The 24951-nt window shown below is 35.1% G+C and carries 23 protein-coding genes and 1 tRNA gene; 11 read left to right on the forward strand and 13 right to left on the reverse strand.

The features are described 5' to 3' along the window. The first annotated feature begins 5 nt into the window (after positions 1-5). Genes atpG through J3U00_RS08200 form a run of 3 tightly spaced genes read left to right on the forward strand, consistent with a single transcriptional unit; the run spans position 6 to position 2757 of the window. Positions 6-875, forward strand: coding sequence for a F0F1 ATP synthase subunit gamma (atpG, locus tag J3U00_RS08190; RefSeq protein WP_065563776.1), 870 nt, complete (start codon positions 6-8; stop codon positions 873-875). Positions 876-922: 47 nt separating this feature from the next. Continuing rightward, positions 923-2305, forward strand: coding sequence for a F0F1 ATP synthase subunit beta (atpD, locus tag J3U00_RS08195; RefSeq protein ID WP_025314341.1), 1383 nt, complete (start codon positions 923-925; stop codon positions 2303-2305). Between the two features lie 26 nt (positions 2306-2331). Next, entirely contained in the window at positions 2332-2757 is a 426-nt protein-coding gene (locus J3U00_RS08200) for a F0F1 ATP synthase subunit epsilon (RefSeq protein WP_065734998.1), read from the forward strand. Positions 2758-3281: 524 nt separating this feature from the next. On the opposite strand, the gene J3U00_RS08205 is transcribed toward J3U00_RS08200, so the two are convergent. Beyond that, positions 3282-3782, reverse strand: a complete 501-nt coding sequence (locus J3U00_RS08205) for a hypothetical protein (protein WP_267332111.1) — start codon at positions 3780-3782, stop codon at positions 3282-3284. Between the two features lie 187 nt (positions 3783-3969). Continuing rightward, positions 3970-5274 (reverse strand): hypothetical protein, encoded by a 1305-nt coding sequence (locus tag J3U00_RS08210; RefSeq protein WP_267332112.1) that lies wholly within the window; start codon positions 5272-5274, stop codon positions 3970-3972. A gap of 891 nt (positions 5275-6165) precedes the next feature. Here J3U00_RS08210 and recC point away from each other — a divergent pair. The 8 genes from recC (at position 6166) to J3U00_RS08250 (ending at position 14685) form a co-directional block, all read left to right on the forward strand. Next, the gene (gene recC, locus J3U00_RS08215; RefSeq protein WP_267332113.1) at positions 6166-9327 is read left to right on the forward strand and encodes an exodeoxyribonuclease V subunit gamma; all 3162 of its coding nucleotides are present in this window, start codon (positions 6166-6168) and stop codon (positions 9325-9327) included. Between the two features lie 8 nt (positions 9328-9335). Continuing rightward, complete coding sequence (locus J3U00_RS08220; protein ID WP_267332114.1) at positions 9336-10127, forward strand: TatD family hydrolase; 792 nt, start codon at positions 9336-9338, stop codon at positions 10125-10127. A 43-nt stretch (positions 10128-10170) separates the two neighbouring features. Further along, positions 10171-11136: a ketopantoate/pantoate/pantothenate transporter PanS gene (gene panS / locus J3U00_RS08225; protein ID WP_267332115.1), complete on the forward strand. Its 966-nt coding sequence runs from the start codon at positions 10171-10173 to the stop codon at positions 11134-11136. Between the two features lie 112 nt (positions 11137-11248). After that, positions 11249-12631, forward strand: coding sequence for an MFS transporter (locus J3U00_RS08230; protein ID WP_267332116.1), 1383 nt, complete (start codon positions 11249-11251; stop codon positions 12629-12631). A 19-nt stretch (positions 12632-12650) separates the two neighbouring features. Further along, positions 12651-13283, forward strand: a complete 633-nt coding sequence (locus tag J3U00_RS08235; RefSeq protein ID WP_267332117.1) for an MBL fold metallo-hydrolase — start codon at positions 12651-12653, stop codon at positions 13281-13283. A gap of 120 nt (positions 13284-13403) precedes the next feature. Continuing rightward, entirely contained in the window at positions 13404-13982 is a 579-nt protein-coding gene (locus J3U00_RS08240) for a biotin transporter BioY (RefSeq protein WP_267332118.1), read from the forward strand. Continuing rightward, the gene (locus J3U00_RS08245; protein ID WP_220225339.1) at positions 13958-14560 is read left to right on the forward strand and encodes a YiiX/YebB-like N1pC/P60 family cysteine hydrolase; all 603 of its coding nucleotides are present in this window, start codon (positions 13958-13960) and stop codon (positions 14558-14560) included. Before J3U00_RS08240 ends, J3U00_RS08245 begins: the two co-directional genes overlap by 25 nt. A gap of 49 nt (positions 14561-14609) precedes the next feature. Continuing rightward, positions 14610-14685, forward strand: a tRNA-Asn gene (locus J3U00_RS08250). A 313-nt stretch (positions 14686-14998) separates the two neighbouring features. Here J3U00_RS08250 and J3U00_RS08255 read toward each other — a convergent pair. The 11 genes from J3U00_RS08255 to J3U00_RS08300 all read right to left on the reverse strand — a co-directional run bounded on the left by J3U00_RS08255 (position 14999) and on the right by J3U00_RS08300 (position 24944). Beyond that, positions 14999-15922 (reverse strand): hypothetical protein, encoded by a 924-nt coding sequence (locus J3U00_RS08255; RefSeq protein WP_065563787.1) that lies wholly within the window; start codon positions 15920-15922, stop codon positions 14999-15001. Continuing rightward, a complete protein-coding gene (locus J3U00_RS11680) occupies positions 15919-16218 on the reverse strand; it encodes a M23 family metallopeptidase (protein WP_416380192.1) in 300 nt (99 codons plus the stop codon). Before J3U00_RS11680 ends, J3U00_RS08255 begins: the two co-directional genes overlap by 4 nt. 102 nt (positions 16219-16320) lie before the next feature. Further along, positions 16321-17163 carry a hypothetical protein gene (locus J3U00_RS08260; protein ID WP_267332119.1) on the reverse strand — a complete coding sequence of 281 codons (843 nt, stop codon included), beginning with the start codon at positions 17161-17163 and terminating at the stop codon, positions 16321-16323. A 109-nt stretch (positions 17164-17272) separates the two neighbouring features. Next, on the reverse strand, positions 17273-18304 hold the full coding sequence (locus J3U00_RS08265; RefSeq protein WP_267332120.1) for a hypothetical protein: 1032 nt from the start codon (positions 18302-18304) through the stop codon (positions 17273-17275). Positions 18305-18310: 6 nt separating this feature from the next. Next, a complete protein-coding gene (locus J3U00_RS08270) occupies positions 18311-19339 on the reverse strand; it encodes a hypothetical protein (RefSeq protein ID WP_267332121.1) in 1029 nt (342 codons plus the stop codon). A gap of 367 nt (positions 19340-19706) precedes the next feature. Next, positions 19707-20291, reverse strand: a complete 585-nt coding sequence (locus J3U00_RS08275; protein WP_141673979.1) for a hypothetical protein — start codon at positions 20289-20291, stop codon at positions 19707-19709. A 76-nt stretch (positions 20292-20367) separates the two neighbouring features. Next, positions 20368-21042 (reverse strand): hypothetical protein, encoded by a 675-nt coding sequence (locus tag J3U00_RS08280; protein WP_065563791.1) that lies wholly within the window; start codon positions 21040-21042, stop codon positions 20368-20370. 51 nt (positions 21043-21093) lie between these two features. Then, the gene (locus J3U00_RS08285) at positions 21094-21684 is read right to left on the reverse strand and encodes a hypothetical protein (RefSeq protein ID WP_065563792.1); all 591 of its coding nucleotides are present in this window, start codon (positions 21682-21684) and stop codon (positions 21094-21096) included. 90 nt (positions 21685-21774) lie between these two features. Beyond that, complete coding sequence (locus J3U00_RS08290; protein ID WP_267332122.1) at positions 21775-22077, reverse strand: hypothetical protein; 303 nt, start codon at positions 22075-22077, stop codon at positions 21775-21777. A gap of 232 nt (positions 22078-22309) precedes the next feature. Next, entirely contained in the window at positions 22310-23692 is a 1383-nt protein-coding gene (locus tag J3U00_RS08295; protein WP_267332123.1) for an MATE family efflux transporter, read from the reverse strand. Between the two features lie 241 nt (positions 23693-23933). Further along, positions 23934-24944 (reverse strand): serine hydrolase domain-containing protein, encoded by a 1011-nt coding sequence (locus tag J3U00_RS08300; RefSeq protein ID WP_267332124.1) that lies wholly within the window; start codon positions 24942-24944, stop codon positions 23934-23936. Positions 24945-24951 lie beyond the last annotated feature (7 nt).

The following is a 24951-nucleotide window of genomic DNA, read 5'->3' on the forward strand; positions in this document are numbered from 1 at the left end:
AACAAATGGCTAATGCAAAAGAGATTAGAACGAAAATTGCCAGTATCCAAAGTACGCAAAAGATCACCAAAGCGATGGAAATGGTAGCCAACTCTAAAATGCGTAAAACGCAGGACAGAATGGCTGCTAGTCGTCCATATGCTGAAATGATTCGCGAAGTAATTGGACATTTAGCGTTAGCTCAAATAGGCGCCAAACATCCCTATTTAGAAGAAAGAGATGTAAAGCGAGTTGGCTATCTTATCATATCAACCGATCGTGGTTTGTGTGGTGGATTAAATATCAATCTTTTCAAAACTGTCATTGCTGATATGTCAGCATGGCAAGAGAAAGGTGTTGAAGCAGATGTGGCTTTAATTGGTTCACGTGGGGTATCGTTTTTCTCTTCAGTAAAAACGAATATTTTAACCCAAGTAACTAATTTAGGTGACGAACCCACTTTATCTGATTTAATTGGTCCGGTAAAAACAATGCTTGAGGCATATGACAACGGTAAAATTGATAAATTATATATAGTAACCAATAAATTTATTAATACCATGTCCCAAAAGCCGACAATACAGCAATTATTACCATTACCACATTCAGAAGATAAAGAGCTAAAAGCTTCATCATGGGATTATATTTATGAGCCAGATGCAAAATCATTATTAGATGTGATTTTACGTCGTTATATTGAATCACAAGTCTATCAAGCGGTGGTTGACAATTTAGCGAGTGAACAAGCAGCAAGAATGGTGGCCATGAAAGCAGCAACCGATAACGGTGCAAATTTAATTAATGAATTACAAATTGTGTATAACAAAGCACGTCAAGGTGCGATTACCAACGAATTAATTGATATTGTATCGGGTGCAGCGGCTGTTTCAGGTTAGTGCTAAATATTGGCTTATAGTTAAGAAAAAGACGTAGAGGAATAAAAATGGCTACTGGAAAGATTGTCCAGATCATCGGTGCGGTGGTTGATGTCGAATTCCCAGAAGATGCAGTACCAAAGGTATATGATGCATTAGAAGTGGAAACTGGCACTGAAAAATTAGTTCTGGAAGTTCAGCAACAATTAGGTGGTGGCGTTGTATGTTGTATTGCAATGGGCTCATCTGATGGTTTAAGACGTGGACTTAAAGTAGTAAATACAGGTCACGGCATAGAAGTTCCTGTAGGAACCAAAACACTTGGCCGAATTATGAACGTACTTGGTGATCCTGTTGATAAAGCAGGTCCTATTGGTGAAGAAGAGCGTTGGGCGATTCACCGTGCAGCACCAACATACGAAGAGTTGGCTAACTCAACAGAATTACTTGAAACCGGTATCAAAGTAATCGACTTAATTTGTCCATTTGCAAAAGGTGGTAAAGTTGGTCTATTTGGTGGTGCGGGTGTAGGTAAAACCGTTAACATGATGGAATTAATTCGTAACATCGCGATCGAACACTCAGGTTACTCAGTATTTACTGGTGTGGGTGAACGTACTCGTGAAGGTAACGACTTCTATCATGAAATGAAAGAATCAAACGTACTTGATAAAGTATCGTTAGTTTATGGTCAGATGAATGAGCCACCAGGGAACCGTTTACGCGTAGCGTTAACTGGCTTAACCATGGCTGAAAAATTCCGTGACGAAGGTAAAGACGTACTATTATTTATCGATAATATTTACCGTTATACCTTAGCCGGTACCGAAGTATCTGCACTATTAGGTCGTATGCCATCTGCGGTAGGTTACCAACCGACATTAGCAGAAGAGATGGGGTTATTACAAGAACGTATCACCTCAACGAAAACCGGTTCAATTACCTCAATCCAAGCAGTATACGTACCAGCCGATGACTTAACTGACCCATCACCGGCAACAACCTTTGCTCACTTAGATGCAACAATCGTATTAAGTCGTCAAATCGCATCATTAGGTATTTACCCAGCGGTTGACCCACTTGACTCAACAAGTCGTCAATTAGATCCACTTGTTGTTGGTCAAGAACATTACGATTGTGCTCGTGGCGTACAGTCAATTCTTCAACGTTATCAAGAATTAAAAGATATCATTGCAATTCTTGGTATGGATGAATTATCGGAAGATGATAAATTAACTGTTGCTCGTGCACGTAAGATTCAACGTTTCTTATCTCAACCATTCTTCGTTGCGGAAGTGTTCACAGGTTCACCAGGTAAATACGTACCATTAAAAGACACCATCAGTGCATTTAAAGGTATTATGAACGGTGATTATGACCATATTCCTGAACAGGCATTTTATATGGTTGGTTCAATCGACGAAGCGATTGAGAAAGCAAAATCTCTCTAAGAGATTTATAGAACGGAGAGAGCATTATGGCACTAACTTCCTATCAATTAGAAGTTGTTAGTGCTGAATCTCACCTTTTTTCAGGTGATGTTCAGCGAATCAGAGTCACAGGGCGAGAAGGTGAACTCGGAATTTATCCCGGTCACACTCCGTTACTGACCACCATAAAGCCGGGAATGGTCGGGATTGTAAAAGCCAATGGTGAAGAAGAGTTTATCTATCTATCAGGTGGTATTTTAGAAGTACAACCAACTTTGGTCACAATCTTAGCTGATACCGCTATTCGTGGTGAAGACTTAGATGAAGCAAGGGCGCAAGAAGCAGTAAGACAAGCACAAGAACACATTAATCACCCAAGCGATGATATGTCTTTTGCTCAAGCATCTGCTGAACTGTCAAAAGCCTTAGCAAAAATACGTGTTATCGAATTAACGCGTCGTATGGGTCAATAAAATATACGTTGATCATTCAACAAAGCAATAAAGGTTACAAATTAATAAATTGTAGCCTTTTTTATTAGCGACTTAATCACATCATTTGATAACTAAAAAACACAACTTTCCCTTCAAAAACCCCGTTCCTCAACTTTTTTTGATGTAAAAAAACGGCTACTAAAAAAAGCCACAGTTTAAAGCAGAATTATTTATTTAAGACAACATTGCTAAGTAGAATTTTGAACCCAAAAACCCCGCTCCTCAACTTTTTTTGGTGTAAAAAACGGCTAAAACGCCATAGCTTAAAGCCGAATTATTTATTTGAGACAACATTGCAAAGCAGAATTTAGCCTCCCAAAAACCCCACTCCTCAACTTTTTTTTAGATAAAAAACATAAAAAAACACCCTAGTTGGGGTGTATGATTTATCTTCGACATCAAGCTCTACGTAAAATATACAGACCTTATTTATAGCCTTTTTTCTATCAGCGGATTTGATAAATCCTATCCGATAGCGCCATCAGGCACAGTGTGCTCTGCTATTAATGCAATTCGCTAAAATAATTCTTCAACTCCTGAATAAACGCACTATCTACCATGGCAGGGTATTTATTTGCCTGCCATGATTGTAAAAATAATAGATGCTGAACCGTTAAGGGTTTATTCATATCGCGAAATTCGTTTAACTGTTCGTTTATCTCTTGGGATGTTGTGAGAAGGGATTGTGGTGTTTTCTGCTTCGGTATTTGGCAATGCTTTTGGTACCATAATTCATAACCACTTAAATCATAATCACCCAATAACTCATAACCCGTTAAATTAGGGCTGGCATTGGGATAGCGTTTAGTAATAGAACGGGTAGGAAATCCACCGCAAATAATAATTTCATCAATTTTTTTTATATACTTTGCCGTTACCTTTAAGTTAAAACCCAATAATTGCTGAACCACATATAATGATTGATTATAAAGCTTTAAAAAATTACCTTCAGCAATAAACTGAACCGGCCTTTTACTTAACGCGATTTTATCTTCAATATTCATTTTATATTACTCCTTTAATATCTATATTTTTAACCACCACACTCGGTGCCCAGCATTTTTGCCGCTTAGCCGCAAAATCGCTTTTTATGGCTAAACGACGTTGACTCCTTGAGTCAGCTTACTTTTAATGACTCAACACTATTTTTTATCACCCCCACCCTAAGGATTAAGGACGAAGGAATAAGAACTAAGGATAGGCACAAAGCCCGTAGTCGCCGTTGTAGTACCAAGTCACGCGCCCGTTGCTGGTGTTCACGACAAACTGGTTACTACCATGCGGGTCACTAGTCCAGTACCAACTGTAGGAGCCAACGCCAGAGTAACCGTCCATAGAGCCCCACTCCGTGAAAAAGCCAGAACCTATATGACGCATGTAAAGATTATTAGGAGAAGAAGGAGTGGCGCCGACGGAACCCTGACAGTAAGAACTTGAATTAGTACCACGACAAGATGCATTGGTTAAATCCCTTACGCTAGGCACTCGATAACCAAGACTATTACACCAAGATAATGTATTAGAATAATTTTTCCTCACAGAACCTCGGTTGACGAACCACTGCTTCAAAGTAAATCCATATTTGACGACAGGAGCACCATTACTATCACGACCGACCAACTCGAATGTCTGAGGCAAAGAGATAGTGGGAAGAGGACCAGGAGTGGATGAACTATGCTGGGATGGGGTAGCGTAAGGACCAGTTAAAGTAACGTGTACGCTTGTAGCAGTAGGATTAGACATAGTAGCAGTGATACCTCCATGAGAAACAGGAGACCAAGACAATGGCTGACTACTACCACTAATGAGTAAATCAAAGGACAATCCATTAGCGCCAGTTGTAGGAAAGCTTCTACCGTAAGAGGATGGGCCAGTTGACTGAGGGATAAAACCATTAGCAGGGTCCCACATTGAAGCTGGGCCAGCATAATTACCTGTACCGTAAGTCAAATTAGGTCTGGCAAATTTAACACAAACTGAGGAACCAGGCTTAGGATTGACGTAATAAGTCACACTTCTGGCACTGAAAGTACTACGATTAGGAAAACCAAAACGAGTAGATAATGCACCGTTAGTACTAGATAACGTAACCCTATAAGGTGCAGAATCAGTACATGTCGTTAACACAGTATTACGTGATACAGATTGACCGTTTTTATCGACGATAGATAAACTTAAACGACCAGTAGCAGTAACGTCACTATCTCCATCATCATCTCCCCAATAATTATAAGGAGGACCGATAAGAGAACTTAAAGCGACTGAATTAGTATCAGTAGGAACCAACATACCTATATCAGCAAAACTCTGACCCGCAGCCGGCAAGACGATAGGTCTTGAAGAAGATGAAGGATTGTTAGAAGGCGTGTAATTAGCTCCGTTAGATAGTGTAATCCCAAGCAGACCGTTAGCATCGACAGCACGTGTACGACCACCGTCGAAAGTCAGATAAGGTGCACTACCCTGTATCGCATTCCTAGTTGTCTGTGATGTCAATGCATGACTGGAAAAAGGAAGGAAAAGAACCACGGAAAAAACAATCTGCCGGGATAATTTGGAAAAGCCGAAGGATCGAAAACAGGATCTGAAAGAGGATCCGAAAAACGATCGGAAAAAAGATCGAGAAGAGGAGCGCGGAAGCGATCGCGCTAAAATTCGCAGAATTTCACTTGATTGAGTGGAAAAATAAGTTTTAGTGAAAAAATTAAACTGGGTGTTGGACTTATGCGAATTTAAAAGATAGGTTGGCCAGGTTGCCTGTTGCCTGTTGCCTGTTGAAAATTATAATGCATTTTAGACTACCTTGTCAAGTAATTTTTTGATTTATTTGCGATTTTATACTTTTCTGTCAAATTTTAGCCTAGTAGCTAAAACCGTGTAAAAAGTATAGTGATTGGAAAAACACGATGCAACACTTTTTTTCGCTCATTTACGTTAACTTTTGTAAATAGGATCTAAAAAGGATCTAACCGGTATTTGATTAACTTATGTTTTAATTAAAGATATTGCAATTACAAATCTTTAAAATTAGAGCGATTGATCCTCAAAAATTTTATTTTAGAGCTTTGAATTAGAAATTCAGTGATTTTGATATTTGAATAATTTTTTAAGTAAAATTTAAAACCTCAAAAACCCCGCTCCTCAACTTTTTTTAATGGAAAAATACAGCTACTAAAAAGCGCCATAGTTAGAGCAGAATTATTTATTTGAGATAATATTTCAAAACAGAATTTAGACCCCAAAAACCCCACTCCTCAACTTTTTTTACAAAAGCGAGTTGGATGTTATAAGAATTATTACGATATAAAAAACACCGCCTATACGTAACTGGATTTATTAATAACAATCGGCGATAATCAATTTAATAATATTAAAACTAATGTAACCATGTTTACTATTTATCATTCTAATCAAGTCGATTTACTCAAATCATTAGTCAGCGAATTAATGCGCAGAGACCCCTTAGAACAAGTGTTTACACCTGATATGGTCATTGTGCAAAGCCAAGGGATGGCGCAGTGGTTACAAATTGAATTGGCTAACGATCTTGGTATTGTGGCTAATGTTGATTTTCCCTTTCCGAGTCAATTTATTTGGCAGTTATACCAAGCCCTTCTGCCTGAGGCACCAATTGAAAATAGTTATAATGTCGAATCAATGACTTGGCGTTTATATTATCTGTTACCAAAAATTATTGAGCGGCCAGAATTTGAAACAATCAAATATTATCTTGATATTGATAAAGAAGAACGAAAACAGTACCAATTAGCAACTCGCATAGCAAAATTATTTGACCAGTATTTAGTTTATCGCCCAGACTGGCTAGCCAAATGGGAAGCCAATCAAACAGTCACTGAATTAAACAACCATCCGGATGAGAAATGGCAAGCGGAATTATGGCGTCAACTCATCTCGATTAGCCAACCCTATCATCGTGCCAACATTTATCAACAAATGTTAGAGATTATGTTAGATAGTGACTTTGATCGCGCCCGATTAAACAATTTACCTAAGCGGATTTATATTTTTGGCATCACCTCTTTGCCCCCAATTTATCTATCACTATTATCCGCACTTGGACAACATATAGATGTTCACCTCATGTTTAACAACCCTTGTAAATGGTATTGGGGAGATATTGTTGAAATATCGGATACACAAAACCCACTACTGACATCGTGGGGAAAATTGGGACGCGATAACCTATTTTTATTGCAAGAGTTTCAAAATAAGCAGGATATTGATCTCTTTGTCGACAATGAACGTAATTGTCTATTACATGCTATTCAGCAAGATATTTTAGAGCTCTACCGTGAAGCACCAGTAGATGAAATCGATAACCAAGATAGATCAATAACATTTCATGCTTGTCATAGCGAACAGCGGGAAGTCGAAGTACTTTATGATTATCTATTATCGGCATTTGATGCTGATCCTACACTGGAATTACGTGATTGTATTGTCATGGTTTCAGATATTGATAAGTATGTACCTTATATTCGATCCGTATTTGGTAATGCTGAAGGACAACGTCATTTACCATTCACTATTTCCGATCAAAAAGCGCGTAACATCGATCCAATTGTGCAAGGATTTTTTGCTATTTTAAACTTTACTGAAAGTCGCTTTACTGCCGAAGAGTTATTTAACCTGCTAGAAATCCCAGCAATTGCTGAAAAATTTGCCATAAGTGAGCCACAACTAACTTTATTACATACTTGGATTATTGAGTCTGGCATTCGTTTTGGTCTCGAAAATGCTCACAGTTGGCTATTTGGTATTGAGCGCTTACTACTTGGTTACACCATGAATAGTGAACAAGGTGGCTGGCAACAGATATTACCTTATGATGGGGCTACAGGATTAGATGCCGAATTAATCGGTCAATTAGCAGAATTTATAAAATCTGTACGTAAATGGCTAAATATTTTAAGTGAAGACAAACCGTTATCTGAATGGCAAAGTTGCTGTATTGAGCTTATCAATGATTTCTTTGTTAGCAATACATCGCGTGAATCAATTTTACTCATGATCCAAGAAGAGTGGGAAAAACTGATCAGCAGTGGTTTAAATGCCAATTTTACCGACAATATTTCGATAACCGTCTTACATGATGCAATGCAAACCCGATTGGAACAAAGCCACTTAGCGCATCGATTCTTAGTTGGTAAAATAAACTTTTGTACTATGATGCCAATGCGTTCTATTCCGTTTAAATTGGTTTGCTTATTAGGTATGAACGATGGTGACTACCCAAGAACATCATTACCTTTAGATTTTGATTTAATTGCACAAAATCCAAGACGCGGCGATCGTAGTCGACGCATTGATGATCGTTATCTATTTTTGGAAGCTATTTTATCGGCACAAAATCAACTCTATATCAGTTATATTGGCCGTGATATGAAAGATGATAGCGAACGTTATCCATCGGTATTGGTTGATGAACTTTGGGATTATATTGTGCAGTATTATGCAACGGATGAAAATTCCACTAAAAAAAATCATCTAATAGATAAATTAAAAACATTGCATACCCGCACCCCATTTAATCCGCTAAATTTCTTAAATGAGCCAAGAAGTTATGCCGATGAGTGGTTACCAGCAGCGTTAAAAGCAGGGGAAAGCCAATCATTTATCAGTGATATCACCAATATGGTTGTTGATAACATCAATTTGGATGAACTAAAGCGATTTTATCAACACTCTATTCGATTCTTTTTACAAAAACGCTTTAATTTTTATATCAATTATTTAGATGACACATTACCCGATGCCGAAAACTTTAGCCTAGATAGCTTGAAACGCTATCAACTCAATTTACAGATTCTAAATGAGATGATCACTAAGGACTCAACTGATAATTTGTATCAACGCCTAACATTGACGGGTGAATTACCAGATGGGGCTTTTGGTGAGATTATTTATGATGAACAATGTGAATTATTACAGCCATTAGCTAACAAAATCCTTAAAGAGCGAACCGATCTTTCAACGTCAGAGGTGAATTTAACCATTTCGATAAATAAACAACATTATCAATTACAAGGATGGTTAACTCATATTCAACAAGATGGCATTTTAACTTGGCGACCGACTAATCTCTCTATTCGTGATGGTATATCATTATGGATTGACCATTTAATTTATTGTATTTTAAATACAGATAAAAGCCAAAGTCGATTATATGGGCGAGAAGACAATCAATGGCGTTTTTCACACATTGATGCTAACCAAGCTTTAGCAATATTAACTGATTTGGTTGACGGTTATATACAAGGTATTAATCAACCGATGTTGTTACCATTACAAAGTGCATGGAGTTGGTTAATTACCGCATATAATCCAAAAACAGCAGAAATTGAGCCGAGTGAAAAAGCTATCAGTAAATTATTAAATGCATGGCAAGGTGGACAATTTCACTCCGCTGAATGTGATAGTTATTACGCAAGATTATACCCTGAGTTGAACAATGAATTAATTGAGCAAATAATCCATCTTGCTCAGCGATTTTTATTACCGGTATTATTACATCAAGTCGAAGAATAGGAGGCATTATGTTTATTGATACACATTGCCATTTCAATTTTCCTGCTTTTGTTACCGATTTAGATAATTCAATCAACCACATTCGCCAAGCTCAGATTACTGGTTTAATTATTCCGGCCGTATGTGCCGATCATTTTAGCGAAATTTTGCAACTCAGCGGACAGTATCATGAACTTTATGCTGCACTTGGCCTACATCCTATATATCAACACTCCCCTACTGACCTTGAAATATTAGTAGATAAAGTTAGTACTCACTCAAAAAAAATAGTCGCTATTGGCGAAATCGGTTTGGATCGTTATGACAACTCGATTGCGTGGCAACAGCAACTTGATTTTTTTCGAGCACAATTGAGTATAGCCAAGCGCTTTGATTTACCGGTTTTAATCCATTCCCGCAAAACACACGATGTTATCTATCATGAATTACATCAAGCCAATTTACCCTGTCGTGGCGTGATCCACGGTTTTTCTGGAAGTTATCAACAAGCCATGCAATTTGTTAAATTAGGCTATTACATTGGTGTGGGTGGCGTAATAAGCTATGCGCGAGCCAATAAAACTCGTCAAACCATCGCCAAATTACCGCTCGAAAGTTTAGTGTTAGAAACCGATGCACCTGACATGCCTTTAAGTGGCCGGCAAGGACAAATCAATCGACCAGAAAATATTGTCGATATTTTTAAGATTCTTTGTCAATTACGTCTTGAAAATCCGATAGAAATACGCGACACAATTCTAACAAATACCTTGACGCTATTTAATAGAATCAATAAAATGGAAATACTAAATCAAACTTAACCATATAATTATTAAAAAATTATTCAGCCACAAGGTGGTGCTTATGTCTCGACGCTATAGTCAGTTATTTGTACAATCCCTTATTTCACTTACTCGATTATTTCCTCTATGGGCAGTGCTTTGCGCAATAATCGCCTATTTTTTACCTAACGTATTCCTACCAGTTCGCCCTCATACATCACAACTATTAATGTTTGTCATGTTTACCATGGGCGTAACGTTAAGTATTGATGATTTTAAACGCGTCGTTACCAAACCTAAAGCGGTAATAATTTGCACCCTACTGCATTATATTGTTATGCCACTAACCGCATTGATCTTATCTAAATTATTTACCATGCGACCTGAGTTATTAGTTGGCATGGTTTTAGTTGGTAGTGTAGCGAGTGGAACCGCCTCGAATGTAATGATTTATCTAGCTAAGGGTGATGTGGCTTTATCGGTTACCATCTCATCAGTATCAACACTTGTTGGTGTCGTGGTCACCCCACTACTTACACTACTATTAGTCGGCACCACTGTTGAAGTGCCAGTATGGGATATGTTAGTGCATATTGTCCAAATAGTACTTGTTCCAATATTATTGGGATTAATTGTTCACCACTTTTTATATTCAGTAGTAAAAAAATGTGAGCGCTTCCTACCATTACTCTCAATGCTATGTATTTTATTAATTATTTGCATAGTTGTAGCGGGTAGTCATGCGCTCATTGGTCAAGTCGGTATCACGGTCATTTTTGCAGTAATCATCCATAATGGAATTGGTTTGTTAGGTGGTTATTGGGGAGGACGTTTATTTGGATTTGATGAATCGACCTGCCGAACCATGTCTTTAGAAGTGGGAATGCAAAACTCAGCGTTAGCTGCAACACTGGGTACCACCTATTTTTCAGCTTTATCAGCACTGCCAGCTGCGGTATTTTCTGTTTGGCACAATATTTCTGGCTCACTCTTGGCGGGTTATTGGCAAGGCAAACCGGTTAAAAATAAGAAAAAAGCTAATAATTAATTATCATAAAATAGCATTCATGGGCTCTCTTACCCAATCATAAAGGTAAGAGAGCATAATCTTAGCGCTAAGCATATCGTTCGTGCAATTTAATAATATTAGGCTGAATAAAATGAATCGCGAATTACCTCCTTTTGTCTATCGAATATTACCTTGGATTGCAGCCTTTGCTTTTTTTATGCAATCGCTTGATACCTCGATTTTAAATACTGCGCTGCCAACCATGGCTAAAGATCTCAATGAATCGCCATTAAATATGCAATCAGCGGTAATTTGTTACGCATTAACCTTAGCACTATTTATTCCGGTAAGTGGGTTTTTATCTGACAAATTTGGTACCAAAAACGTGTTTGTCATGGCGGTCGCACTCTTTACATTAGGATCATTGCTTTGTGCGCTATCTAATTCGTTAATATTCTTAGATATATCAAGAGTAATTCAAGGCATTGGTGGCTCAATGATGGTCCCCGTTTCCCGTTTGGTTTTAATTAAGGCATTTAAACGTAATGAGTTTTTATCCGCATTAAATACTGCCACCATTCCCGGATTAATTGGACCAGTACTCGGACCTGTTTTAGGTGGTTATTTGGTTGATATGGTAAGTTGGCATTGGGTCTTTTTGATTAATTTGCCCATTGGTATTTTAGGCGTACTTGTCAGCTTAAAATATATGCCGAACCTAAAAGGTGAACACATGCCTTTTGACGCATTTGGATTTATTTTTATTGTTATTACCTTCATCAGCGCGACGCTGAGTATTGAATGTTTAAATGAAGGCCAACAATATTATTTACCGCTATCGCTTGCTGTTATTAGCATCGTATTTCTCTTTATTTATCGTAGCTACGCCAAAAAGAGACAAGCACCGCTGTTTCCACTCTCATTATTCAATATCCGTACATTCAAAATTGGCATTATCGGGAATTTAGTTTGTCGCTTAGGTATTTCAGGTGTACCTTTTCTTATTCCGTTATTTTTACAAGTTGGATTTGGCTATTCAGCCATGTTTGCCGGAATGATGTTAGTACCAATGGCAATCGCTTCAATTTTTACGCGATTTTTTATTACCAAATTATTGGCTCGATTAGGCTATCGTTTTGTGTTGGTTGCAAATACTATTTTAGCGGGAATATTGATTCTTTTACTGTCATTATTAAATCTAACCACACCACTAGTCATATTAGGTATTTTACTATTTTGTATTGGTGGCGTTAACTCAATGCAATTTACCTCAATGAATAGTATAACTTTAGCTAACCTACAAGGCGAAAACACTAGCAGTGGCAATAGTTTAATGGCGGTCAATCAACAATTAGCTATCAGTTTTGGTACTGGCTTTGGTGCGGTATTGGTTAGATTATTTAGCAACTCAACAACGACTATTCACGCATTTCAGCTATCCTTTGTTATACTAGGTGTGGTAACTATGCTATCAAGCATAATCTTTGCTCAATTAACAAAAGAAGATGGTCAAAATTTAACGGCTCGGCACTAAACAACAAGGAGATAACAATATGTTTCAGTATCAAATCATTCCCGTTACAGCTTTTCAAGAAAACTGTAGCATTATTTGGTGTGATGAAACAAATCAAGCTGCATTTATCGACCCAGGTGGTGAGCCAGAACTACTAAAAAAAGCAGTTGAAAAGCTTAATGTAGATATTAAACAAATACTGCTTACCCACGGTCATTTAGATCATGTTGGTGCAGCGGTGGAATTAGCTAAACACTATAACGTTAAAATTATTGGACCTAGCCAAGAAGATGAATTTTTACTGTCAGGCTTACCACAACAATGCATACAATTTGGTTTTCCTCATATTGATAGCTTTTTACCCGATCGCTGGTTAACCGAAGGTGAACAAATAAAAGTAGGAAATGTCACTTTAGATGTTTTATTCTGCCCAGGTCATACTCCGGGTCATATCGTATTTATTAACAAACAAGATAAAATTGCGTTTGTGGGTGATGTGCTGTTCAAAAGCAGTATTGGACGAACCGACTTTCCTCGCGGAAATCATGCAGATCTGATCTCATCAATTACCCATAAACTCTTTCCATTAGGCGACGATTTTATCTTTGTACCTGGTCATGGCCCGATGTCGAGCTTTGGTAATGAACGAATGACTAACCCTTACTTACTATAACGTCACTATTTGTTTAAATAGATTAAAGAATAATGTAAACATTTTTGAAACAAAAAAGTTTACATTATAAATTTTTGTATTATTATTGCACTACTGTTTATCTTTTAATGGTAGAAAATAATGAAACTCACAACATATTATCCAACTTATATCAATACACTATTTAACTTATCATCTTGGCAACGCAAACTGTGTGCAACTACAGGGGCGGCCCTACTGCTAGGGTTAGCAGCTAATATCAGTATTCCCACCTACCCAGTACCATTCACACTTCAATCGTTAGCCGTATTGTTAATTGGCGCTTTTTTAGGTCGTAAACTAGGTACATTAACCATACTTCAATATCTCTTTTTAGGTGCAATGGGATTACCACTATTCGCTAACGGTAGCGGTGGAATTATGGCATTAGCTTCACCGTCATCAGGTTATTTGTATGGTTATATATTTAGTGCTTATTTAGCCGGTTTTGCTGCCGAAAAAGGATACGATCGTCACTTTATTTTAGGTTTAATTGCCTTCGCTTGTGCACATCAACTCTTATTTGTATTTGGTGTCGTTTATCTAATGGGATATATGCATATTTCACTTATCGAAGCACTAAAAGTCGGCTACTTACCTTTCGTTGGTGTTGATGCAGTTAAATTTATTATTGCAACTTGCGTAATGTTCTCATTATGGCGCCACCACGCACGCAAATAACCATGCAAATTGGCGATATTATTTTCCAAGCCCAGAATGAAGAAAGCGAATTCAATACCGCAGTGACGCATTCTGGTGCCGACACGGATGAAATAATCAAACAGATAAACCATGTTGGGTTATATATTGGTAATAATATCGTCATAGAAGCCACTCAACAGCATGGCGTGATTCAACAACCTCTTAATGACTTTTTAGCGAGAGCTAAATATAATCTGGTCGCAACCATTTATGATGATTCAGTCATCAAAAATGCATTAACCCGTGTTAAAACGTGTTTAGGATTGCCCTATAACCATAGTTTCCGTGCTGAAGATGAAGGATTTTACTGTAGCGAATTAATTACTTATGCCTTTAAATACCCATCAGGTGAAGACTATTTTCAGCGCTATCCAATGAATTTCAAAGATTCTGCGACTGGTCAAATTATTCCTTATTGGATCAAATACTACCAAAAACAACCCATCCCGCAAGGCGAACTTGGCTCACACCCTCAGCAATTACTTAGACAAAAAGCCTTATTCAAAACAATCGTGAATCATCATAAATGCGTTAAAAATACAGTAAAAAAAATTTAACAGTTGACATGGAGCGATTAAATCTATAATATGCGCGCTACATTTCGGTTCCTCCATAGTTCAGTCGGTAGAACGGCGGACTGTTAATCCGTATGTCACAGGTTCAAGTCCTGTTGGAGGAGCCAACTTTTCACTTCATCTCATATCTATACATCTCTATTTGATTATAAGTCAATGTGTTATATTTTTTCGGGTTCAAATGTGGGTAAGCAAAAATGCTCATTTTTTTCATCACTAATCTATCACCTCTAAAGCGTCAGAGCCTTCGGGTGTATGAAAATGGAATAAATAACTTTCATTAGTTCTTTTGGAGAAGTTACGAAACCTAATTAAAAGTATTAAAAATTTATTCATTATTTCCAATCTACATTGTTATTTTTTTATCATTTTATATTAAGATTAACCTATTGATTGGACTAATATCCTAACATTGAATTATTATTTAGGTATAGTTGAAAGTTCTTTTAACTCGACTTCGTACAAATCATCAAAGTTGTATATTTTTTTAGATATTATTTTATTTTTTTCATATTGCGTAATGATTTTGTAGTCTTTACCGAACTCGTCGGGGTGGTAATACGTCGTTTCGATCAATTCGCCTTTTTCATCGTATTTTTTCCATAACCCAACTTGGATTCCTGTTCCATTAAAAATCCCTTGGCAACCTGATAATTTTAATTTTCCATTTGGAAAATACTCTGTTATAGGTTTTTGACATGGAGTACTATCAATGGATATAGTTGGTGATAATTGTATCAAGCTAATATCTTTATCTATATAAATGTAATTTTTATCTTGCTGATAATCTTGAGGTATATATGAATAACTTACTATTAATTTTTTCTTTAACTTAAAGGTAAATGTATCTTTTTGAAATGAAATAGACATAAATTCTTTTAATAAATATCTATTTGAGTCACTTCTTGGTTCATTAATTAAAAAATCTGATATGATTTTCTCATTTTTAATTATGATAACCTTATACCATTCAGTACCTATATCTGCTGTTGCTTCAATGACAAAAACTATATAAGGAGATTGTTGTGAAGATGAATATTGATAGATCTTGAAACCAGGACCGTCATATTTTAGGGGAGCATAATCGATCACCCCTATCTTTTTGTTATTTGTAAACAGGTTAAAGGTTTCGCTTGTATCACTGTAGGTAAACCTATATTTTTTACTTTTAAATAAATTTCCGGACTCATCAGAATCTAACACTTTGAATTGATTAAAATCAATTCTAGCTGTCTGACTATATTTTTGCTTGTCATTATTTATTTTAGATATTTGGTTGGATGTAGAATTTCCTTTACACCCAAATAATAATAAAATATAAAGAAATATAATTAATTTATTCATTTTCTTTGTCTTTCCTTTTTTACTTTAGTTTGTTCTTCTTCATTTATAGTTTTTAATCTTACGAAAAAAGCAGGATTATATCTATTTATTAAACCCTTACCATTACCCAAAGGTTTTTTTGCGATTTCAAAATGTAAATGAGGATTTATTACACCTTCTGCATTTCCTGTATCTCCAGAATAAGCTATGATACTTCCACTTTTTACTTCACCAGATGTTAATACAGCAGAGTTTAAATGAGCATATCTTAAATAAATATAATCAGCATTAATATCAAATTCTGGTCCAGATTCTATTTCTTTAGTAAATTCTAGTTGATAGTCTCTTTTAGACGCTCTTAAATCTTTTCCTTTAACTTTTAAAACAAGAACATTACCATAACCTTTTTGACCTTCATTTCAATAACTCACTATTTCACCATCTAAACATGCTTTACATGGTGTATTTATATTAGCAAAAATATCTAATCCTTGATGAGCTTTATCTGAACCATCAGCGTATTTTCGTACCATACCAAATGCTCCATTTTGTTCCTTATGAACACCTGAGGAATTATAATATGTTCTTTGAGGATTATCGATTGGATCATGCCATATAATGGGGGTAATTTGAAAACTTTCATTTTCACCGATTAAAAAATCATAATATCTTGAACCCTTAACCGTATCGAATTCACCTGTAAGAATACCTTTAAAATTTACCTTAGTTGCGTTGGTATCTTTTATTTCTGTTCTTATGGTTAAACGGGTACTTTTATTTTCAAGATTATTTAATTTGTTTTGTAATTCCTGATACTCTTTATCATTTTTAGGACGAATTTCAATCTCTTGGATATACTCAATTTTCTCATCAATGGTAAATTGTAGTTCGGTTTTTTCAACTCCATTCACTAAAAAGGGAATAGATTTTTGTGGATATAAGTTTTGCTCATTACCTTTTTTTTCAAGTTCACGAATGCTAATAACCAAAGATCCTTTAGGGGGCTTACCGTAACATTTAACTACAAGATAAATTTTGTCACCCAAACAGGCTTGATTTAATTTTAAATAGGTATATTCATTTGGTTTATTCGGAGCATTTACTTTTTTTGCAAAATAGGCATCCGTTACATTAATATCAAAATCAGATTGATGTAGCAAATCATAAACAATTTGGTTAGGATTGGCTGAATAAGAATCCACTATTTCGGATTGATCGTTAGAGGATTTTATATTTTCTGTCGGAAGGCTTTCGTTTTCCATTATAGGATGTTTAAGTTGTTATGTTTATTTTTTTATTTATTGTTTACTTACCACCGTTCATATTTATGAGGGTGATAAGCATAATAATTGTTTGTTTAATATATTATCGTTACTTCAATTCATCAATTTCTTTATCCACAAATTTGCGTTCGATAAGCTCACCGTCTTTATAGGTTTCTGTGTACAAAAGTTTGCCTTTTTTGCGAGTGGATAAGATGGGTTCATACAGTTCATTATATTGTTGTTCTAATTGATGACATTTCCAAATACCAACAGGCAGGCCATTTTTGTATTCCGATTCGAGATAAATATAACCGATACCTAAAGGCGCATATTTACTGCCTGTTATCTCGATCCATACCCCCTCGCGAGTATGGTTTTGAACTAAACCTTCCTCTGTATCATTAAGATCTGTATTTTGAAAAGAACCATTAGTATCATAATAGCGGATGAATTTGCCTTGGGGTGTCAGTTGGTATGTTCTTTTTTCATTAGCAGCACTGTCTGTCTCATCACTACCAAAATCCCTAATAATTATTTTCCCATTATCATAATAGAAAAATCGATAGCTTCTACCCAGATCATTTCCATATTCGTAAGTGGCTGCTAATTTATCCACAATTTGATCAGAGCTGATAGAGATAATGGATTGAAAAATAAGGTGTCTTCCATACTCGCAATGGTTGCATTCTAACTCAAGGTTCTCGGTGGTGAGTAGAAACAGATCAAACTGAGGAAAGCCGGCTATTTTTTCCACATGAACTGTAATCTTCTGGTTTAAAATATCGTTGATATTAAATGGGATATCATAGGAATCCTGAACAATCTGCTTTAAATTTTCTTGGGTTAAAGTAATCTTATAGGATTGTTCTGATTGGGACTGCTTATATAAATTCCTGGCTAATTCATCAAAAGCCTTTTCATTCCCCGAACGTTCACTTTCTGTTTCTGCATGTTGCCAATGTGTTGCAAAGGGATATAAAACATGTTTATCACCAATTGGCGGGCTGGCAAGCGGAGCTTGCATAATTTGGGTAATAAGATCGTCTTTTTTATTTTTATTAATCGGTTGGCTATTCGCCATTTGATTACAACCTATCATCAAGAAGATGATGATAAAGGGTATAACTATCGTTTTCATACTATATTACCTCTTTTTAATTTTAGCCACTTCATCATCTATAAACACCCGATTCACAAGCTCACCGTCTTTATAGGTTTCTGTGTACAAAAGTTTGCCTTTTTTAGCAGAAGATAGATCCTTAGAACCATCTAATTTCTTTTGATAGTCTAATTGATAACATTTCCGGACACCATCAAGTAAACCATTTTTATATTCCGATTCGAGATAAATATAACCGATATCTAGAGGCGCATATTTACTGCCTGTTATCTCTATCCATACCCCCTCACGAGTATGGTTTTGAACTAAACCTTCCTCTGTAACATTAAGATCTGTATTTTGAAAAGAACCATTAGTATCATAATAACGGATGAATTTGCCTTGGGGGGTGAGTTGATATGTTCTTTTTTCTTTAGCAGCACTGTCTGTCTCATTACTGCCAAATCTCCTAATAATTATTTTCCCATTATCATAATAGAAAAATCGATAGCCTCTACTCAGATCATTTCCATATTCGTAAGTGGCTACTAATCTATCCACAATTTGATGAGAGCTGATAGATATAATGGATTGAAAAACAAGATGATTTCCATACTCGCAATGGTTGCATTCTAACTCAAGGTTCTCGGTGGTGAGTAGAAACAGATCAAACTGAGGAAAGCCGGCTATTTTTTCCACATGAACTGTAATCTTCTGGTTTAAAATATCGTTGATATTAAATGGGATATCATAGGAATCCTGAACAATCTGCTTTAAATTTTCTTGGGTTAAAGTAATCTTATAGGATTGTTCTGATTGGGACTGCTTATATAAATTTCTGGCCAATTCATCAAAAGCTTTTTCACTCCCCGAACGTTCATTTTCTGTTTCTGCATCTTGCCAATGTGTGGCAAAAGGATATAAAACATGTTTATCACCAATTGGCGGGCTGGCAAGTGGAGCTTGCATAATTTGGGTAATAAGATCGTCTTTTTTATTTTTATTAATCGGTTGGCTATTCGCTATTTGATTACTCATAAATAAGAGGGTTATACATGCTATTATCAATCTCATTGCCAATATTCCTTGTTTATTTTTTACAATGTTTCCCCCGTACTTTAAAAAACGCTTGTATAGAATAACGGGTGCAGTATATGAGTGCGGTTTTCAGAATTTATGGAGAGTATATACCTAATTTCAGATAATAGTGAATTTATTTCCGCTTTATTTTAGGTGGATTTTTAATTGATAACTTACTATGAATATTAACAATTTTTGCCAGAATATTTTTTTATTATCACGCATATTATGCACGGCAATCCATAGTAAAAAAATCCTGAATAATTATATATCATTTAGTCGCAATAAATTGGTATATCATTATTCAGGATTTTTATGTTGATTTTCTATAAAACTATTTAAAACTAATTCTTTTTTAAAACTATAATTTTCTATTGCCTAATACGCCATATTTGAAGTAATCTTCCATACCTATATTATCCTCAGTATTATAATCAGCAGGTATAGGGCAGTCCAATATTTTGGTCTCAATTGGTAAAGGTTTTAATTTTATTTCCTTAGTGACTTCATAAATTTTTTCAATCTCAAAAAAAACATTTTCTTCATCAAATGTCCCCAAACAAATTCCATTTTTATTATTTTCTAATCGAACATCAATAGAATATACATATTTATTAGCAACGGGGAGCACATCTCTTAAAATGTCATTTTTATCATATAAGAGAATATAATAATTTTTATGATTATCTTTAATTTCAATGGGTCGAACATAATAAAACTCTGTATCAAGACCAAAAGTATCTGGAAGCAAATAGTCTTCATTATTAAGATTAAAAAGCTTGTCTAACTCTTTTGATTTAAAATAATCATTATTTCGATCATATTCTTCATAGACAAATTTTGTATCTATATATTGATTTTCGTAGGCATTACAACTGAATGGTAAAAAAATTGCTAAAAATAAACTAATCAAATAGTTTTTAATTTTAGTGCGGTTTATTTTCATTTTCATCATCTTCATCTTTGGTATTATAGGAATTTAGTCTAATTTTTGCCGATATATTTTTTTATTACCACGCATTTTATGCACTGCAATCCATAGTATAAAAATCTAGAATGGTTAAATACCATTTATTATCTAATCGGGTTAGATAAAATATAAAAATATTTTTTTCATGATTCGGTATTATACCTGGAAAGTTTTCTATATAGACAACTTTAACTGTTTTAGGGGCTATTTTATCGGCAATGGCTTGATATTCCTCCCAAACAGGATTTTTTTCAAATTGATAGTGTTTTAGTTCCCAATGATAATAATCAAGCGCTATTTTTAAAGCCTCAATATTTTTTTCTTTTGAATTGGCATACAGACCTAGTTTAGTGACTTTTTCACTACATGGATCAAATGTAGGATATTGTTCATATTGTATTTTAGGATTGCCAGATATTGAAAACCCTAGCAATTCATCGTCTACCCAAGATGGTATTGTATTTTCAGTTATTTTATTATTCGATTTAAATTGTTCAATTCTTCTCATTGTGGGACTGGTACTCGCATTATATACAATGAAAAGACCTATATCTTTATCAATATATTGGTTAATTTCTTTAAAATTCTTTTTATTAAAAAGGTCAATAAGTTGATAAACCGTAGCATCAAAATGTGGGGTTGTTTGAGTCACTGCTGATTGATTTTCTATTTTTTGACTACATGCTATGTTAACCAAAGACAATAGAATCAGTAATAATATTCTCATTTTAAAATTCCCATGTTTTTTAGTTGTTTATCTTTCTTTCGAACTTAAACTTCATTTGCCATCAAATTCAACTTTTCCTTGACTTATCCATTGATTATCTTTCCACTCGCCGTCACACATATCTACCCCTGACCTAATAACTTTTGAGTTTTTGATATCGATAATGATACATTGATAGTTTCCGTTTAGTTCCTCTGATGTTCCAACATAACCTTTGCTAATAGTATCCATTTCAACATAATGTTTATTTTCAGATATTTTAAAATCAATTGAATAAATACCTGCATATACGTCATCGTATCCTTCATATCCTTCGATTTTAGATATAACACCATTTCTACTTAGTCTTGGTTCTGAATAAAGTTTGTAATCTTTAATATAATTTAAGAAGATTAATTCTTCTTGATCGCTGATTTTTAGTTTATAGGCATAGCCTGATTGACCAGATAAATGCGTATCAGACTGCAGATCTATCTTAGGAGAAACCTTAGGAGTAGAAGAAGGAGGAGACTCTAAAAAAACCTCAGTAACTACGTAATCATATTCAATGGGAGTGACATGATCATCAGCTTGTTGACTCTCAATTTTTTGACTACACGCTATGTTAGCCAAAGACAATAGAATCAGTAATAATATTCTCATTTTAAAATTGTTTCCTTTTACTATTAAGTCGACTGACAGGAAAAGCAAAAAAATTTAAACCCCAAAAAGTAATATGTGGTAAAAATTGCTTCATAGGGTTTTCTCTTTTGTATTTTTACGTTTTAAAAAAAACAGTATAAGTAAAACTGAAATATAAAGAATTAAAGGAATCTTATAAATCATATCAATGATATTTTGTCCTATCATTTCATTTTCATCAGAAAACAAAACATAATAACTATTGTGACTTAAATAATTAATATAATTATAATTTTCAGAAAGAGGATTCAATTTTAGCGCCAAAAAGACAGTAGGATCATCGTTGCAAATAAGAATTTGGGTAAAACCTTTAATTAATAGTAATAGTATTATTAAGATCTTTAATAATTTCATATTGTCATCCATTTATAATCTTATTGAACTGATTGAATTTCGACTTTAATTCGGGGATATCCTTCATAAATATTACTTTTTCCCTATTCTTTTCTTCCAATAATATAATGATATTCAATATCTACCCAATTATTTTTTACAATGTGTCTTTTTTCTACTTGATTAACTTTTGTACTTAGCTTATTTGCTTAATATTGTTTGAGATAATAGCGTAGCAATAGACGAAAATAACTTATTCCAAAATTGATTTGAATTTTAATGATTTCAGCCTTTTCTTCACCCACAAAAATGACAATAAACATGAAATTAGGTTTCCGATTGCCATAGAGATAAAAATGCCATTCATTCCCATTTTTTGAACATAGACTAAATATAGTCCTATAGAAAAAATAATGATCATTCTAATATAAAGGATAATTACCGCAGGTAGGGGTTTTCCTGTCGCTTGAAAGAATGATGCGATTATCCACGTTATTGCCATAAAACAAAAGGTAAATGATACGATTAGCACTTGTTTTCTGGCAAGATCAATCACTTCTGCTATTGAAGTAAATATTGAAAATAACCAAGGAGAAAGTAATACATACACTGCTGCAATGATGCTACATAATATCATTATTGTCCTTAAGCTTAGATTTAAAGCTTCTTTAATCCGATCAAGTTGATTACGTCCATAATTTTGCGAAATAAAAACCGTCATTGCACCAGCAATAGCAATCATCGGAATAACTAAAATCTGATCAATTCTCCCAACCAATGTCCATGCATTCATTGCATTTTCATCAAAGGTATTGGTGATCATTTTGTTATATGCAACGATAATGATATAAGTTGAGGCTGTCATTAAAAACTGAGGCAATCCAATCCGTATGATTTCTCTGGCAATTTTTCCGTTAAAGTGAGCAAAGTTAAATGTTAACGGAATTCTTGATTTTCCCTTGTGTATAAAGCGGATTAAATAGATAAAAGCCATAAATAACGATATTGTTGTGGCTAAACCTGCACCAGCCACTTCCATATCGAGTACAAATATCAATATCGGATCAAGTACGATATTGAGCGTTACCATAATCATAAATGATATTGCAGTAACATATGTCAGGCCTTCGCCAATAAGAATACCGCCATAAACCTGTAATAATATTATGAACAGTAAACCTGGGGCTAATGAATATAAAAACTGTAGACTATAGACTGTAGCTTCTAGGCTTAATTTATTACCTGATAATAAATTAATAATTTGTGGGCCAAAAGCATAACACATAATCATAAATGGCACGGTTAGCAGTAAAGCTATGACGACACCTGTAACACCTAGATTTTGATAATGATTAAATCTTTTTTCACCGATCAATCGCCCCGTTGTGGTACTGAGTCCAACGGCTAAACCTGAGGCGATAGCTTCAAAGACAAAAAATAATGGAAATAAAAGACCGGTTCCCGACAATGGGGCTGAAGAAGTCGGATTGATCAATGAAATAAAATAGGTATTTATTATTAAGTAAGCATAATTTAATAAGTGACCAATAAGAATGGGAATCCCTATTTTTATAATTATTGGCATGATTGGACCTTCAAACATGCCTTTTTGCAATTTTTCTTGAAAATTTGACATAGATTTCTCTTTAAGTTTATTTTTTAATAAATAGTGATGTTATTTTTCTCTAGCGCAAAAAAGCGTCTAATCGACATGTTATCGAGAGCAAAATATCCATTATATTTTTCACTTTATAGCACCTGCCCGAACAGCACCTATCCCAACCTAAAACGTTTTGTTAGACAGTTCATGGCGGTAAAACCTTCTTGCCTTTTGGTGGAATGAATTGCAGAAACAAAATTTTGTTAACGACTTAAAATTAACTGTCTGTTATCGATGGAATGATATAATCCGCCATGAGTTCCCACCTGTCGATTATCATCTTGTCGACTTTCGATACGATTGCCACTATCAGATCCTTTTCGGGAACACAATAGAGATAAGTTCCGCCTATGCCTGCCGCAAGAAAAGTGTTAATCCCCTTATCTTCTCTAAGCCACCACATATAGCCACAATCTTCCGTATGCTGTTTTAGCGATTCATTTATCCAGTTTTCTGAAATGATTGGCTTGTCATTGCAATGGACTTTATTCAAATACAAATATCCCAAACGAAGCATATCACGCAGAGTTAAAGACAGCCCCCAGCCTCCGGTATTAATATTTTGAGGATCTTTTATCCAACCGGTAATATTTTCACCATAGACCTCTTCTTTAGAAAAGGATTTCATCTGTTGGTCATCGATCTCTTTCACCCCTAAATGGCTGAATAATGATTTATTGGCAAATTCTCGGGTTGATAGCCCCGTACTCCGCGTAATAATCGCTGAAAGAAGGTGGGCATTAGACATATTGAATTGAAACTCCCCAAGCTGGCCTTTTTGTCCCAACATTTCAAGCATAAACATCGTCCAATTCTTTTGCCTTCTCAACCTATCTAATGGCTCACTCTTTTTCCAAGAATAGGGTGTAGTCATGGTTAGTAAATGTTTGATTGTTAGATTTCGCTTTAACATATCACTAGCTTTGGATTCTGTTTCTGGAAAGAAATCCAGTATTGGTTGATCGACGCTTTTTATATATCCTTTATCAATGGCTATTCCCACTAAAGCGGAAGTAACGCTTTGTGTTACTGAAGTGAGATGATGAGTATTTTCAGCATGGTAACCTTTGAAATATTTTTCAAACACAATGCCGCCTTTTCGCAAAATTGCGATTCCTTTAATAATACCTAGTTGAAAATTCAAGGCGACATCCAGCTCTCTCAATTTATCTGGATTCATATCCACCGATTCTGCATCAATGGTTTCTAATTCTTTTATATTAGCCATAATCAAG

It is taken from the genome of Gilliamella sp. B3127, from assembly GCF_026536935.1.
Taxonomy (GTDB): Bacteria; Pseudomonadota; Gammaproteobacteria; order Enterobacterales; family Orbaceae; genus Gilliamella; species Gilliamella apicola_E.